The organism is Anaerococcus murdochii (genome assembly GCF_019957155.1).
Lineage (GTDB): Bacteria > Bacillota > Clostridia > Tissierellales > Peptoniphilaceae > Anaerococcus > Anaerococcus murdochii.
On the sequence record NZ_JAIPME010000002.1, the window covers coordinates 1,253,553 to 1,268,209 of the forward strand.

At 34.7% G+C, this 14,657-nt stretch carries 20 protein-coding genes; 18 read left to right on the forward strand and 2 right to left on the reverse strand.

What is annotated here, in order from left to right:
• The first annotated feature begins 8 nt into the window (after positions 1-8).
• A complete protein-coding gene (locus K8P03_RS06400; RefSeq protein ID WP_223419481.1) occupies positions 9-1,652 on the forward strand; it encodes a putative manganese-dependent inorganic diphosphatase in 1,644 nt (547 codons plus the stop codon).
• Positions 1,653-1,696: 44 nt separating this feature from the next.
• Positions 1,697-2,212, forward strand: coding sequence for an NUDIX hydrolase (locus K8P03_RS06405; protein WP_223419483.1), 516 nt, complete (start codon positions 1,697-1,699; stop codon positions 2,210-2,212).
• Between the two features lie 53 nt (positions 2,213-2,265).
• Here the strand turns inward: K8P03_RS06405 and K8P03_RS06410 are convergent, their stop codons facing one another.
• On the reverse strand, positions 2,266-2,475 hold the full coding sequence (locus K8P03_RS06410; RefSeq protein ID WP_223419485.1) for a DUF1858 domain-containing protein: 210 nt from the start codon (positions 2,473-2,475) through the stop codon (positions 2,266-2,268).
• 82 nt (positions 2,476-2,557) lie between these two features.
• On the opposite strand from K8P03_RS06410, the gene K8P03_RS06415 reads away from it, so the two are divergent.
• The 13 genes from K8P03_RS06415 to K8P03_RS06470 all read left to right on the forward strand — a co-directional run bounded on the left by K8P03_RS06415 (position 2,558) and on the right by K8P03_RS06470 (position 12,126).
• Positions 2,558-2,890, forward strand: coding sequence for a hypothetical protein (locus K8P03_RS06415; protein ID WP_223419488.1), 333 nt, complete (start codon positions 2,558-2,560; stop codon positions 2,888-2,890).
• On the forward strand, positions 2,877-3,527 hold the full coding sequence (gene trhA / locus K8P03_RS06420) for a PAQR family membrane homeostasis protein TrhA (protein ID WP_223419490.1): 651 nt from the start codon (positions 2,877-2,879) through the stop codon (positions 3,525-3,527). Before K8P03_RS06415 ends, trhA begins: the two co-directional genes overlap by 14 nt.
• A 92-nt stretch (positions 3,528-3,619) precedes the next feature.
• On the forward strand, positions 3,620-5,467 hold the full coding sequence (gene htpG, locus K8P03_RS06425) for a molecular chaperone HtpG (protein ID WP_223419493.1): 1,848 nt from the start codon (positions 3,620-3,622) through the stop codon (positions 5,465-5,467).
• A 132-nt stretch (positions 5,468-5,599) separates the two neighbouring features.
• Positions 5,600-6,253, forward strand: coding sequence for a hypothetical protein (locus tag K8P03_RS06430; protein WP_223419495.1), 654 nt, complete (start codon positions 5,600-5,602; stop codon positions 6,251-6,253).
• A 79-nt stretch (positions 6,254-6,332) separates the two neighbouring features.
• Positions 6,333-6,467, forward strand: coding sequence for a hypothetical protein (locus K8P03_RS11225; protein WP_263285026.1), 135 nt, complete (start codon positions 6,333-6,335; stop codon positions 6,465-6,467).
• A 45-nt stretch (positions 6,468-6,512) separates the two neighbouring features.
• Positions 6,513-6,710: a hypothetical protein gene (locus tag K8P03_RS06435; protein ID WP_223419497.1), complete on the forward strand. Its 198-nt coding sequence runs from the start codon at positions 6,513-6,515 to the stop codon at positions 6,708-6,710.
• A gap of 183 nt (positions 6,711-6,893) precedes the next feature.
• Positions 6,894-7,076, forward strand: a complete 183-nt coding sequence (locus tag K8P03_RS06440) for a DUF4829 domain-containing protein (RefSeq protein WP_263285027.1) — start codon at positions 6,894-6,896, stop codon at positions 7,074-7,076.
• Between the two features lie 377 nt (positions 7,077-7,453).
• Positions 7,454-8,029 carry a hypothetical protein gene (locus K8P03_RS06445; RefSeq protein ID WP_223419500.1) on the forward strand — a complete coding sequence of 192 codons (576 nt, stop codon included), beginning with the start codon at positions 7,454-7,456 and terminating at the stop codon, positions 8,027-8,029.
• Positions 8,030-8,493: 464 nt separating this feature from the next.
• Positions 8,494-9,033 (forward strand): hypothetical protein, encoded by a 540-nt coding sequence (locus K8P03_RS06450; protein WP_223419502.1) that lies wholly within the window; start codon positions 8,494-8,496, stop codon positions 9,031-9,033.
• Positions 9,034-9,088: 55 nt separating this feature from the next.
• Positions 9,089-9,286, forward strand: a complete 198-nt coding sequence (locus tag K8P03_RS06455; protein WP_223419504.1) for a hypothetical protein — start codon at positions 9,089-9,091, stop codon at positions 9,284-9,286.
• Between the two features lie 161 nt (positions 9,287-9,447).
• Positions 9,448-10,836, forward strand: a complete 1,389-nt coding sequence (locus tag K8P03_RS06460) for an aminopeptidase (RefSeq protein ID WP_223419506.1) — start codon at positions 9,448-9,450, stop codon at positions 10,834-10,836.
• A gap of 148 nt (positions 10,837-10,984) precedes the next feature.
• Positions 10,985-11,224 (forward strand): Veg family protein, encoded by a 240-nt coding sequence (locus K8P03_RS06465; protein ID WP_209771007.1) that lies wholly within the window; start codon positions 10,985-10,987, stop codon positions 11,222-11,224.
• 71 nt (positions 11,225-11,295) lie between these two features.
• Complete coding sequence (locus tag K8P03_RS06470; RefSeq protein ID WP_223419508.1) at positions 11,296-12,126, forward strand: PHP domain-containing protein; 831 nt, start codon at positions 11,296-11,298, stop codon at positions 12,124-12,126.
• Between the two features lie 73 nt (positions 12,127-12,199).
• Here K8P03_RS06470 and gloA read toward each other — a convergent pair whose 3' ends face one another.
• Positions 12,200-12,583 (reverse strand): lactoylglutathione lyase, encoded by a 384-nt coding sequence (gene gloA / locus K8P03_RS06475; protein ID WP_223419510.1) that lies wholly within the window; start codon positions 12,581-12,583, stop codon positions 12,200-12,202.
• A 150-nt stretch (positions 12,584-12,733) separates the two neighbouring features.
• Between gloA and K8P03_RS06480 the strand changes: the two genes are divergently transcribed.
• From K8P03_RS06480 to K8P03_RS06490, 3 genes are all read left to right on the forward strand, one after another.
• Positions 12,734-13,027 (forward strand): DUF2089 family protein, encoded by a 294-nt coding sequence (locus K8P03_RS06480; protein ID WP_223419512.1) that lies wholly within the window; start codon positions 12,734-12,736, stop codon positions 13,025-13,027.
• Positions 13,024-13,329, forward strand: a complete 306-nt coding sequence (locus K8P03_RS06485) for a hypothetical protein (RefSeq protein WP_223419514.1) — start codon at positions 13,024-13,026, stop codon at positions 13,327-13,329. Before K8P03_RS06480 ends, K8P03_RS06485 begins: the two co-directional genes overlap by 4 nt.
• Before the next feature lie 133 nt (positions 13,330-13,462).
• A complete protein-coding gene (locus tag K8P03_RS06490) occupies positions 13,463-14,575 on the forward strand; it encodes a hypothetical protein (protein ID WP_223419516.1) in 1,113 nt (370 codons plus the stop codon).
• Positions 14,576-14,657 lie beyond the last annotated feature (82 nt).

Genomic DNA, 14,657 nt, shown 5'->3' on the forward strand with positions numbered 1-14,657 from the left:
GGGAAAAGATGAGACAAACAGTTTATATAACCGGCCACAAAAAGCCAGATACAGACTCAATTATGTCAGCCATTGCCTATGCTGACCTAAAAAATAGGCTTGGAGAATATGAGGCCATTCCAATTAGACTTGGAAAACTCTCCCAAGAAAGCCGCTTTGTCCTTGATTATTTTGGGGTAAAGCCACCAGAAATCAAGGAATCTATGAAGCTTACTGTCGGCGATTTATCTTTTGATAAGGGAACAATAATTGACCCAAGTATTCCAATCAGAAAGGCCTGGGACACCTTCCAAAAAGGCGCTACAAATTCCCTAACAGTTGTAGATAATGATGGGGAAATTGTTGGTATTGCTTCACTTTCAAATATTACAAAATCATATATGGATGTTTGGGACGATAGGATTTTAGGTCGTGCCCACACTCCAGTTGACAATATTATTGACGTACTAGCTGCAAAAATTATTTATCTTGGCGAGGAAGACCCAACTTTTCCTGGCAGGATGATGGTCTTTGCCATGGGTGGTAGCAAGGAAGATCTAAAGGATATTTTCACCGATGGTGACATAGTTATAGCTGGCAATAGGACCGACTATGACATTATCCTAAAGCAAAATATTTCCCTTTTGATTCTTACAAATGGAACAGGCCTCAGTGATGAGGTAATCGAAATTGCCAAGGAAAATAAGGTGGCAGTTATTTCAACAGAATACAACACCTTTATGACTTCAAGGCTTTTGCCAATGACTATTCCAGTTAGCCAGGTAATGACAACTGAGAATTTGATTTACTTCAAAACCGACGACACCCTTGATGTAGTAAGGGATGCTATGGCCAAGTCCAGATTTAGGTCCTATCCTGTAGTTGACGCTACAAAAAAGGTTGTAGGATCAGTTTCTAGGTACCATTTGATTTCATCAAATAAGAAAAAACTCATCCTTGTTGACCACAACGAGAGAAACCAATCAATCGACGATATTGATGAAGCAGAGATTATAGAAATTATCGACCACCACAGGGTTGCAAATATACTTACAACTTCTCCTGTATTTTTCAGGGCAGAACCAGTTGGATCAACTGCCACAATAATAAGCGAAATGTACCTAGAATCAGGTATCAGGCCTTCAAGGGAAATCGCAGGTATCCTTTGTGCGGCAATAATTTCCGACACCCTTCTCTTTAGGTCACCAACTACAACTGACACCGACAAGAGAATCCTTGACAGGATGAGCAAGATTGCAGGTATTAATCCAGAAGAATTTGCCGACAAGATGTTTAGGGCTGGCACTTCACTTAAGGGAAAATCTGCCAAAGACCTAATAGAAGGCGATATTAAGACCTTTACAATCGGTGATGCCAACGTCAGAGTAGGCCAAGTTTTCACAATGAATCCTGAGGAGCTAGTGCCAATTATGGATGACCTTAAAAAGCAAATGGCAGCTAAAATCAAGGAAAGAGGCGAAGATACCTTTGTCCTTGTCCTCACAGACATCTTTAACCAAAGGTCTGAACTCCTTGTTGTTGGCGAATATTACGACGACATCCAAGAAGAATTTGGTGAACTAACTCCAAACGGCACTATCAATGCTGAGGGAGTTCTATCTCGTAAAAAACAAGTAATACCAAAGCTTACAGCTGCAATTATTAAAGCATAAATATAAGCTTGCCTTTGTGGCAGTCTTTTTTGCTAGGAGAAAAAATGGAAATTTTAGATATTTATGATAAATACAGGAAAAGAACTGGCAAAACCTATCCAAGAAAAGAACCAATTCCATCTGGAGGACTTAGGTTAATCGTCCATATCATAATTTTTAATGACAAGGGAGAATTGCTTATCCAACAAAGGGCTGATCACAAGAAAATGGGTGGACTTTGGGATTTGACTTGTGGAGGTGCCTGCCAGGCTGGCGAAAATTCCTTTGAGGGAGCGAGGAGAGAACTTAAGGAAGAACTTGGTCTTGACTTTGATTTTACAAGTATAAGGCCAATATTAACTGCCAATTTCGACCAGGGTTTTGATGACTTTTTCCTTCTTAAGAAAAATTTAGAAATTAATAAATTAAAACTACAAAAAGAAGAGGTGAGGGCCGCCCGCTGGGCAAGTCGTGCTGAGGTTTTAGACCTACTTTCTAAGGGAGAATTTGTAAAATATAAAAAATCCTACTTGGACTTACTTTTTGACCTAAATGATGATAGGGATTTTATGAAATATTAAATAAAAAAACCGCCCACAAGCCTAAGGCTTAGGACGATTTTGAAAGACTAATCTTAGTCGTTTAATTGTTCAAGCAAATAATCTGGATCCATGCCGTGAACCATGCAAGCTTCTTCAAGGGTCTCATAAAGAGCTGTTGGACATGCTATGCAGCCCATGCCACTCATCATAAGAGTGTTGATAGCTTCAGGTTTAGCTTGGATTATATCGCCTATTATCATATCACGTGTGATAGTTACTTTGTTTTGAGTATTTTCGGTCATATTAACCCCCTTTTTCATATATAAACATTTTACTACCAAAGGGGAAATAATCAAAGTAAAATACTAGGGTATAGGAGGGACTATGGATAAGAAAGAATTAATAAATGAAAAACAAAAAGAACTTTTGGCTATAAATAACAAAATCAATGAGGGGGCAAAGCCTAGCTTTGCGAGGCTATTTGTAGGGCCTTTTGCAATCGGTCTAGGAGGATTTTTAATCGCAAGTCTTATAAAACTTTCCACCACCCAGAGCCTAGCCTTTATCTTTGTTGGCTATTTAGCTGGCCTTGTCATCCTTACAGTAAAGGAAAATAGAAGGATAGAAAAGGAAAAGAAAGATCTTATTAATCAAAGATTAAAGCTACAAAAAGAAGTCGTGGACCTAATTAGGGAGGTTAGAAATGAGGATAATTAAATATTCTAAGTCTGAAGAATTTTTAAATATTGCAACCCACCTTTTGGGTTTCATCCTAAGCCTGATATTTTTCCTACCCCTTGTAATTTCAACCTACAAGTCTGGAGATATAGTAGCTTTCTTGGCCTGGCTTATGTATTTTATTGCCATCGCCCTGATGTTTTTGGCATCAAGCCTCTACCATTCGATGACAAATCCCCTCGCTCGTACGATTTTTAGGGCTATAGACCACGGAGTAATCTACCTTACAATCGCAGGTTCCTACACACCGATCATTTTAATCGGCCTAAAGTCGACCTTTTCCATAGTGATTTTTGTAATCATTTGGATTTTGGCCATCACAGGAATTTCTATGAACATAATAGCTTTTGCAACTGGCAATGAAGACAGGATTAAAAAAGCTTCCATGATTATCTACATGGCCATGGGTTGGTTGTCGGTCTTGCTTTTGTATCAAATTTATAAGTATATTGGCATATCCTATATTCTGTTTTTGGTTTTAGGTGGCCTATTTTATACAATTGGGGCTGTGTTTTATGCCATCAAAAAAATCCCTTACAACCACGCCATCTGGCACATCTTTATACTTGTTGCAGCCTTTGTCATGCTTTATGGCAATATAAAATACTTGGGATAATTGCAAGAAAAGTAAATATAAGTATAGTATTAGCAGTCGAACATATAGACTGCTAATTTATTTTTATTAAAAATTCTCAAGGAGGATTAGATATGAAACAAGAATTTAAGGCGGAAGCCAAAAAAGTCATGGATCTTATGATTCATTCAATTTACACAAACAAGGAAATATTTTTAAGAGAGCTTATTTCAAATGCATCTGATGCCTTAGATAAGCTATACTACGAAGATTTAAAGTCCGATTCAACTACAAATAAGGACGATTATTTTATAGAAATAATCCCAAATAAGGAAGAAAGGACTCTTACAATTAGGGATACAGGAATAGGAATGGATGAGGAAGATTTGCAAAACAACCTCGGTACCATTGCTAAATCAGGCACCGAAGCCTTTAGGAAATCTGTTGATTCATCAGACATCAAGGACTTAATCGGTCAATTTGGTGTAGGTTTTTATTCTGCCTTTATGGTTGCAGACAAAATCCAAGTTTTATCCAAAAAATCTGGATCAAAAAAAGCCTATATTTGGGAAAGCGAAGATGCGGACGGCTTTACTATCAAGGAAGCAAGTAAGGCAAGCACAGGAACTGATGTAATTCTTCATTTGAGGGAAAATACAGAAGACGAAAATTACGATATTTATCTAGATCAAAACACAATCAGAGGTCTTATTACTAAGTATTCAAACTATATCAGGTACCCAATCAAGATGGAAATCACCAAGACTAGGATTAAGGAAGGTTCACCTGAAGATAAGCCAGAATACGAAGACTACAGGGATATGACCGTCCTCAATTCTGACAAACCAATTTGGAAGGAAGACAAGAAAAATCTCACAGATGAAGATTATATAAATTTCTACCAAGAAAGTCACTTTGGCTTTGATAAGCCACTTTCATGGGTTCATTTCAAAGCGGAAGGCCTAGTTGAATTTAGGTCACTTTTATACATTCCAGAAAAGGCGCCTTTCGATTATTATTCAAAAGACAGGCAAATCGGCCTTGAGCTATATTCTCACGGAGTAAAAATCATGGATTCTTGTGATGAAATCCTAGACGATGCCTATTCTTTTGTAAAAGGTGTGGTTGAATCTGACGACCTTACCCTAAATATTTCAAGGGAAACCCTCCAACAAAATAGGCAGTTAAGGGTAATTTCAAAACAAATCAACAAAAAAATCAACGCCCACCTAAAGGAAATGATGGAGAAAAATAGGGAAGACTACGAAAAATTCTACAAAGAATTTGCCGACTCCATCAAGGTTTCCATCTACGAATCCTACGGGGCAAACAAGGAAGATTTACAAGACCTACTTCTCTTCTATTCTAGAAAAGAAGATAAACTGATAAGCCTAAAAGAATACAAGGAAGCTGCCCCATCAACAGCCGAATTTATCTACTACGGCACAGGCGAATCCCTTGAAAAAATCAAGTCTTCCCCAGCATTAAAAATGGTAGACGAAGACAAGGACGTCCTTCTCTTAGACAAGGCCTTAGATGAATTTTTAATAAAGATGCTAGGAGAATACCAAGGACTCAAATTTAAATCAATCACTGCAGAGGAAGAATCTGAGGACGAAGACAAGGAAGATAACGAAATCATATCCTTTATTAAAGAAGCCATGCCAGAAGACGTGGTAGATGTGACCTTTACAGACAAATTAGAAGACGTCCCATCCCTAATCAAAGAACGTGGCGAGGTTTCAATCGAAATGGAAAAGACCCTCAAAAACCAACCAAACGCCTTCGGAATCAAGGCAGAAAAAGTCCTAGAAATCTCAACAAAAACCAAGGCCTACGACCTCTTAGAAAAAGCCTACAAGGAAGATAAAGATAAGGCGAAAATGATAGCAGGACTCTTACTAGACCAAGCAAGGCTCATAGAAGGTCTAGAAATCGAAGACCCTGTGGCATATGCTAAAAATATTTGGAAACTTATTTAATAAATAATTACAAAAGGAAAGTACGGAAGAATCTGTGCTTTCCTTTTTTGATATGAATTTATTTATGAAAATATGGGATAGATTGTTTTTGTAATGGGTATAATGTTATAAATATGGGAGGTTACTATATCAATGATTGAGTTTTTAAATCCTATAAGGTCTGTAGAAAAAGATATTTCAATTAGTAGAAAAATTATTAATACAATATTTATTTTACTTCTTGGTCTAGCCTTAGGGACTTTTTCAAAGTATTTGGATTATAAGCATGCTGACCTAAAAGGTCTGCTTATGTATATAGATGAGGTAGTGGACCTCCATAATTTCCTAGGAGGATTTTCAATTTGGGCCTTACTAGCCATATGCATTTCAATTTATAGCAATTCTCCAGCAAGGGCAAGCCTTAATGTTTTTGTATTTTTTCTTGCCATGGTCACAAGCTATTATCTTTATTCAAATTATATTGCGGGATTTTTCCCAAAAACCTACGCCATGATTTGGTTTGGATTTACTTTCCTATCTCCAATATTGGCCTTTATTTCATGGTATTCAAAAGGCAAGGGTAGGTGGTCATTTATCATAGCAAGCCTAATTTTAGGAGTTTTATTTAACATGACTTTTGTCTTTGGTCAGTGGTACATAGACCCAATATCAGCTTTAGATTTGCCAGTATTTATAATTGGCTTAGTAGTATTAAGAAGAGATTCGCTTAAAGATACCATATTAATGAGTCTAAGCAGTATTGGATTTGCAATATTAATTAATAATTTTTTCCCTTTTGTTAGATAAAACATCTTTAGATAGAATATAAAAGCTATTCCTGGAATTAAATTAAAGTTCTTATTTAGAAAGAAAAGAGAGGCAATTTATGCTAATTGATCCAATTAAATTTAATGAAATAGAAGGCCTTCTTAGGGAGAAAGGTAAATTAGAAAAATTTGAAAGAGAATGTGGAGTAATTTTAGGCAGGTCAATGGAATTAATAAGGCATCTAACCTTGTAAAAGCCCCTTATGTATTTGAATTTTTAGGCTTGCCATAAAAAACCAATGATGGAAAGTGATTTAGGAAAGGCACTTATAGACCATATTGAAAAAATCTTTCTTGAACTTGGCAAGGGTTATATGTATGTGGTAAGCCTCGCCACCACAAATTATTATATGGATATGGTATATATAATCAGAGGAGGAAATATTATGAAACTTGGTTTTAGAATTCTTATTGCTATAATATTTTTATTTTCATAAACAGGATGTAAAGGGAAAACAGATGGAGATATTACAATCGACATAGGTGATTCTAGTAAATTTAGCGAAGCAGAAATAGATTCTGCAATTAAAGTAGTAAAGGATAATTTTTCATTCCCGGGCTCAAAATTAAAATCACTTCGCTACGATGAAGATAAATCGGAAGATGCGATAAAAGTTTTTATGGAATATGGAAAAGGCAAGGGAATTGATATAGATCCAAATGATGTTATCGTACTATTTTCAGATTTTGACATAAGTGGGGAAAATCCTGTATTAAGTAAGGGAGAATACAAGGATTACAGTTGGATCTTAGTTCGAAAAGACAAAGATAGGGTATGGAAGATAGAAGATCAGGGTTATTAAAATGTAAAAGCTAGCCGAAAGGCTTACTTTTTATTAATCTTAACTAAGAGATTAGCAAATGAACTAAGAGAGATAATCCTATGTACAGATAAGGACGGAGTCCAAGCAAAATATCCACTAGTAACTTATCAAATAAAATATTCGCATCAAAATACACCTTATTTATCCCAAAGAGGTGAGAACTTGAAGAACAAGTAGAAAAGGTATTGAAAATTTTAGAGAAAAATGGTTCAAAGATAAAATCTATAAGGAAATCCCAGTAGAAAGTAATAATAACTTTGTAAGCTATGGATTTCATTACTTTAGAGATAATTAAATTTAAGTTTAAAAAATATAGTGTGTTAAATTATTTTTGCATGTGGAGAGGAAATAAAATTATGAAAAAGAAGGTTGTTTTCTCAATAATTATGCTGATAATAGCAGTAAGTATGGGAAATGTATTCGCACAAACATCAAAGATCGACTCGGAAATACACAAGGGCAAGTGGAAGGAGTTTGAATATTTTGATAAAGAATATAATCTTGAAAGCTTTCAAAAAGATTTGTTAGAGTTAAAACCTGGCTTGAGTAGTGATGAGGTTAAACTATACACCCAGAATTATATAGATGCATATAATATGTTTAAAGATATGTATCCTGAGCTTTCTAGTAAAGAAATCGCTAAAAAGGCTAGTTCTAGCTTATTAAATAAAATGGATTATTTGGTTGATGATTATGAGTATTATAAGAGTAAAAATGGAAAAGCTTATTATGAACCAGATGGATATGAGCTAGTGGTTAATTATATTAATGAAAACCTAAATCCAGGATATGTAACGACACTAGATACAACTGAAAAGAATATTGAAATCTTAAAGAAAAATCTTGATAAAATGAATAAATCGGATAAAGAGTTGGCTCTTTTATATATTGAGGATATGGAATTAGAGGAGAAATTAAATGGGCACAAATAAAAAATGTTTTTCTCATATTTATAATATCTTTTATTGCTGTTGTTATTATATTTTTATACTTTAATAATGACAAGAGCCATAAAAAAATAAGGGAAATTTTATCGGAAAATTATTATGAAATAGAGTTTTGTGAAGGAGATGCCTATAAAAATGTAAAGTTTACAAAAGAAATAAAAAAAGACCTATCTGATTTTTTAATTGCAAATGATATTAAAGAGTTAAATAAAGATTATTGGTTAAAGATAGAACCAATGAAATTTATTAAAATTCTAAGTAATGGTAAAACTAAGTTGTTGATTTATGCTGAAAATGATACTTATATAGAATATTATGAGAATGGCAAAATAGTTAAGACATACATTATAGAAAATGATGTTACTGAGAAAATTAAAAATATAATTTACACAGCTGTTAATTAAAAATATGCAAATTATTGATAAAAATAAAAAAAGAAGGTGGATTTTATGAATTATACTAAGTCTTTGAGTTTTAAGAAAGTTTTGACTATTTTTATCGGTTCCTTTTTGCTTTCTGTTATGTTTTTACTGACAAGTTGTAGCAAAGAGCCTGTATCAGATGACAAAGAAATGGAGTTTCCTGTCGATGATAAGGGATATCCACAAAACAATGTGGTAATGATAAACAACAAAGCTTATCCTATAGATCTTGTAGGAGAATCACATATGGGTTCTGAAATAGAAGTTAAAATGGATCAAGATAGCGATATTGTTGAGATTGTTCTTCCTCAACGTCTTCCTATTAATTATTGGAGCCTTGATGAAAAAGAAAATTTGAATTTAATTTCATATATTAAGACTGATTTTCCAATAAAAAACGAAAATATGCTTGAAGGCCCATCTTCAGCTGTACAAAAATTTGTGCTTAATGTTGCCAGAGGAGAAACTTCAGAAATTTTACTAAAGTGGGCAAATGTAGATGAAGTGGATAAGCTATTTAAGGATAAAAAAGCGGACTATCTTTTAAAAATAAAAGTATCTTATTAAGCAATTTTTAATAAAAAGGCGAGCGGAAAATAAAAAATTGAAAAGGAGATAACTTATGAAAAATATTTATAATATCTGTAAAACATGTCTCGGAATACTTTTTGTCTTAATTAGCATATATGTCATTAAAGAATGTGTATTTGGCCACTATATTGAAGAGGTATTGATGGCTAAGACTTTGCCCCTATCAATAACATTGGTAGCCATAGCAATTTTATTTTTTGCTATAGAAAATAAAAACAAGGTCGAGTAGGTTTTGCCCTATAAATGATAAAATAAAACAACGGTTATTTGAAAAACGATTAGGAATAAAATCCTAATCGTTTTTATATTGCTATAAAATCACCTACAAACAAGTATAGTAATCATATAAATAATATCGAGGGGAAATTTCCCTTTTTTATTGGAGGAAGTATGGAAGATATTAGAAAATCTGCCTGGCTTGAATTGACTGAGGCAGAGCTTAAAGATTTGGACGTTTTTTCTAAGGATTATCTAGGTTTTATGGATAAGTCTAAGACAGAAAGAATGGCTGTTATGGAAATTATTAAAAGAGCAGAAGAGGCTGGTTTTAGGCCACTTGATGACCTAATTAAGGATAATGAAGTTAAGGCTGGGGCTAAGGCCTATGCTATTAATAGAAATAAGGCTGTGGCTTTATTTGTCCTTGGTTCAAAAGACCTTGAAGATGGTATGACCATTGTTGGCTCCCATTTAGATAGTCCAAGGCTTGACCTTAAGCCAGTTCCACTTTTTGAAGAAAGTCACGCAGCTTATTTAAAAACCCACTATTATGGCGGTATCAAAAAATACCAATGGACAAATATTCCATTAAGTTTAGTTGGCGTTGCCTTTAAAAAAGACGGTACAAAAGTTGAAATATCAATAGGTGAGAAGGACGATGACCCAGTATTTTTCATCTCTGAACTTTTAGTTCACTTATCAGCCGACCTTAACCAAAAGAAGGCAGGCGAAGTTATAGAAGGTGAAAAACTCAACATCATGGTAGGATCAATTCCTCTTAAGGATGAAAAAGAAAATCCTATCAAGAAAAATGTTTTAAAATACCTAAAGGAAAATTATGGCCTTGAAGAAGATGACTTTATGGTGGCAGAACTTAATGTAGTTCCAGCGACTAAGGCACGTGACGTTGGTTTTGATAGGTCAATGATTATGGCTTATGGCCACGACGATAAGGTATGTTCTTTTGCTTCTCTAAAGGCAATCCTTGAAGCAGGCGAGGACACTCCAGAAAAAACTCTAGTAGGTCTTTATGTTGACAAGGAAGAAATCGGATCTGTTGGTGCAACAGGTATGACCAGCCAATTTTTCGAAGACATGGTCCTTGAAATCCTAAACGCCCAAGGCAAGGGCAATATTGTTAGCCTAAAGAGAGCTTTGAGATCTTCTAAGGTCCTTTCTGCAGATGTAACCCTTGCAGAAGATCCTGGCTATCTTGACGCAACAGAACCAATGAATACAGCCAAGCTTGGCCATGGTGTGGCCCTAACCAAATATACAGGTTCACGTGGAAAAGGCGGCTCAAATGATGCTGACGGCGAATATTTATCTGAAGTAAGGCTTGCCTTTGCAAAAGAAAATGCAATTTGGCAAACAGGTGAACTTGGTAAAATCGACCAAGGTGGTGGCGGAACAATCGCCTATATCCTTGCAGAATACGGTATGTCTGTGGTTGATTGCGGTACTCCAGTGGTATCCATGCACGCACCTCTAGAATTAATTTCCAAAGCCGACCTCTACCAAACCTACAAGGCATATTTAGGATTCTTTAAACACATTTAAGTTATTGATTTCTACGCATTTACTAGGAATTAAAAAACTCGTAAAAATATTTGACATTCGTTTTAGCTAGTGTATAATAATAGTTTTTCTTGACTAAAGGATCATCTGGAAGTATAATGATACAAGTATCAAATGGAAGGATGATTAAATGGCACAAAGATCAGTTCACGATATTAGAAAAGAAGTAGAAAATTCGGTTGGTAAGGAAGTAATCCTTAAGGCCGATATGGGCAGGAAGAGAGTAAAAACTAAGACAGGTGTCATTGTAAGTGCATTTCCAAGTGTGTTTACAGTTAAGGTCAACAATGACTTTGATGTTGAAAGAACAATATCTTACACATATTCAGATATTTTAACATCAGCAGTAAAATTGACTCCAAACAAATAAAAATACGGGGCTGTTAAAAACAGTCCCTTTTTTTGTTCATATAGAAATAACGACAAATATTGAGAGGTAGTATGAAATACGCAGATTTACACATGCACACATCGTATTCTGATGGTGACTATGATATAAGAGAAGTAATAGAAATGGCTGTGGGAGCTGGTTTTAAAACCATGGCCATAACTGATCACGACAGGGCAGACCATTTTGAGAAAATAAAGGAAATTGGCAAAGATTTTGATATTAGGCTAATTAAGGGCCTTGAAATATCGGCCTATGACTTTGATTCTCATAAAAAAGTCCACATAGTGGGTTTATTTTTACCTGAAAAAACACCGGAAATTGACAAGCTTAATGCCATTACTAATAAAAAAAGGGAAGCCTACCACATTTCTCTTTTGCCAAAGCTTGCGGAAGATGGTTTTGAACTTGATTATGCCTATCTAAAAACTTTTGCAAAAAATTCCATAATATATAAGTCAGATATTTTTTGGGCAATGAAGGCAAAATACCCAGAAAGAATGGAAGGGGTGGGTTTTAAGGATGTTTTCCACGAAAAAACCACCGACGACCTTGCAAGGACCATGGGCTATATTCCTGTAAAAGACGCAATAGAGGCTGTAAATAAAGACGGAGGCCTATCAATCCTTGCCCATCCTCAAGAGTATGACAACTGGGATGAGATTGAAAAATATAAGGAAATGGGACTTAGAGCTATAGAAATCAACCACTCTAGGATGAAGGACGGAGATTTTGAGAGGGCAAAAGATTTTGCTAATAAACTCGATCTCCTAATGTCAGGTGGATCTGATTTTCACAGGCTAGGCCGCTTTGACCTTGGAGACTATGGCCTAAGTCAAGATGAATTTAAGGCCTTAGAAGAGGGGTTTAGAAAAAATAATTAGTTAAGCTGCTTGGTCAAAAATTTTATAAATAGAAAAAACGGATTAATTTTTAATCCGTTTTATTGTGGGAAATCTAGTCTTTTTTTTGGATAATTTCAATTCTGTAACCGTCTGGATCTGTTACAAAGAAATACTTGTTTGAATTTGGTGTAAGACCTCTGATTTCAGTTACTTCATAGCCTTTTCCCATCAAATCTGTCCTAAGAGTTTTGATGTCGGGATTAGAAATGGCGATGTGGCCGTAGCCTGTGCCGATTTCGTAGCCTTCTTCTTGGTCGTAATTGTAGGTTAATTCTAATTCATAATCTGGGGAACCAGGAAGCATTAGATAAACTAAGTCAAATTTCTTTTCTGGAAATTCCTTTCTTCTTGATTCTACAAAACCCAATTCTTCTGTATAAAACTTAAAGGACTTATCAAGGTCCTTAACTCTTACCATTGTGTGTAAAAATTTCATAAGCTCCTCCTTATTTTATATATAACCCAAAAGGGGAAATATTATTCACCTAAAATATTATTTAGGATTAGCTTTTAATAATTTTTAATAAAATTAAAGTTGACTTTAATATTATTTAGGTTTATAATGGTATTAACAAAGGAGGATGCCATGGGAAATGATAAAAGAGAATGGATTGAAAATCTCGATGATAGCGAAATCGACTTTATCAAGAGATTTATCCTAGAATCGGGATCCTTAAAGGAAATGGCAGCAATCTACGGCGTATCCTACCCAACGGTGAGACTAAGGCTTGATAGGTTGATTGAAAAAATAAAATTAGCCGACAAGGAAGATAAGTCCTATGTGAGCCTTATAAAATCAATGGCCATAGATGGGAAAATCACCCTAGATGCAGCCAAGATTTTGATTGAAGAATACAAGAAAGAAGGAGAAGAGAAATGAAGCTAGCTGCAGCAAACTCAGTAATAGCAATTTTAATTTTGTTCGTACCATTAATTTTGCAAATTTTGATATGTAAATATACAAAGGGAAGGGCAGGCTTAATCCTACCAGGGCTTTCTTTTATAATATCGATAATATATATGTTAAATATAGCAGATGATGGTAATTGGTGGATGGCAGTCCTTACAACTTTGGTAATAGCCAACATTCCAACAATAATCTACTACTTAATTTACAGGTACTACGACAATAAAGAAAAACAAAAAGACGAACTAGACAAGATGGAAATAATGGATATGTAGGATGGAGCGAGGCGAGACCTTGCTCTTTTAATATTGCCATTTTTTCAATATTATTGAAATATTTCTTATATTTGATACAATGTATATTAATTATTATATTTTTAATTAAAAATCAATTTTAAGGGGAGATAAAATGAATAAAAAACTAATTAAAATATCAAGCCTTACCTTAGCTTTTGCCCTAAGTCTTGCAGCTTGTTCTGGAAAATCTGACAAAGAAACAGACAAATCTTCTAAAATTTCACAAGAAGATCTGCAAGCTAACAAGGAAGAAAAGGTCGAGGTGGAGAAAAATCCTAGTGAAAATAATGAAAAATTAGCTAAATTATATAATAAGGTCCTAGATGAAATTAATTCTTATAAAATTTCAGGCATAGAAGAAGGAGAATTCACCTATTCCTACGCCCTTGTAAAAACAGACCAAGCTGATTATCCACAACTTTTAGTAGCGGAAGAGACTGATTTTGGCATATCTTATCTCAAATTATTTACTGCAAATGATGATTTTACAGATGTATTTCATGATGAAGATCCAATATCAATAGGGGTTGCATCTACTGGTGGTTTTAGGGGAATGCTTGCGCAAAATGCTGATTATAATGCCCTAATCTACACCACTTTTATGTCAGGCACAGGAGAAGGTCAACAAGAAAAAATCACAAGTTCTGTTGAAGATGATATTCTTAAGCTAGAAAGAGAAGTCATTTGGAAAGGAAGAATTGATACCCTAGCTCCAGATGATTCAAAAGAGATAGAATTTTTTGAAATTGATGATAGGGATAAGCTTAATGACTTGGCAAAAATCAAAGATGGCGAATACATCAAATCTTTAGACCAAGCAAAGGACGAAAAAGAAGAAAGCAAGGAAAATACAGACAAGTCATTAGAAGAGAAAATCAAAGCTGAGCGTAATGCCGGAAATATGGTTGCGACAGGAGTGGTAAGGGTATTTAACCATAATGAAATGATTGCTTACCAAAAATTAAACCCTAAAATGCTTCCGGATATGGGAGAATATTATGCAGTTCTCATCTTAGATAAGCCTATGGATGTCACAATGCAATCGGGCGGTGGAGGCGGAGATTATACAAGGAATGTAGGTATAATAGGCCTTCCAGAAGATATGATGGACTACGATGGGCAAAATATTACAATAAGCTTCACAAATACAGATGGTCACTGGCAATCTGACGTGAGCCTACCAATGGATGCTCCAAGGATGCACCAGGTAAAAGTTTTAGAATAATATTTTTATTAACAAATAAAATGTACCAAGTTTAGTCCTTTGATAAAACTTGGTACATTTTTTTTATAGTATTTTATTTTTA